We start from the raw sequence: 343 nt of genomic DNA on the forward strand, positions 1-343 counted from the left end.
GTCCGGCACCGGTTTCCTTGACGTCAGCGCCTGGCTGCAAACCTTCGGCGAGAAGCAGGGCTGGGCGTATATGGACGGTCTGCACCAGAACATCGGCCAGTACGTTCACTCCGGTTCCAAGCCTTGCAAGCTGGCGGCGGCGGGGGAGTTTCCGATCGGGATTTCCTTTGAATATCCAGCCGTACAGCTGAAGCGCCAGGGCGCGCCACTGGACATCATCCTGCCGAAGGAAGGCCTGGGCTGGGAGATCGAAGCGACAGCGGTGATCAAAGGCACACCGCATGAAGAAGCGGCGAAGAAACTCGCTGATTTCTCCGCCAGCGCCGAGGCGATGGATCTGTAC

1 protein-coding gene is annotated in these 343 nt (G+C 60.9%); it reads left to right on the plus strand.

The genetic code is table 11. The features are described from left to right. The coding region (locus AAEY83_RS13440; RefSeq protein ID WP_351059544.1) for an extracellular solute-binding protein at positions 1-343 on the plus strand (343 nt) is incomplete at both ends.

This window comes from Psychrobacter sp. TB20-MNA-CIBAN-0197 (assembly GCF_040309765.1).
Classification (GTDB): Bacteria; Pseudomonadota; Gammaproteobacteria; order Pseudomonadales; family Moraxellaceae; genus Psychrobacter; species Psychrobacter submarinus.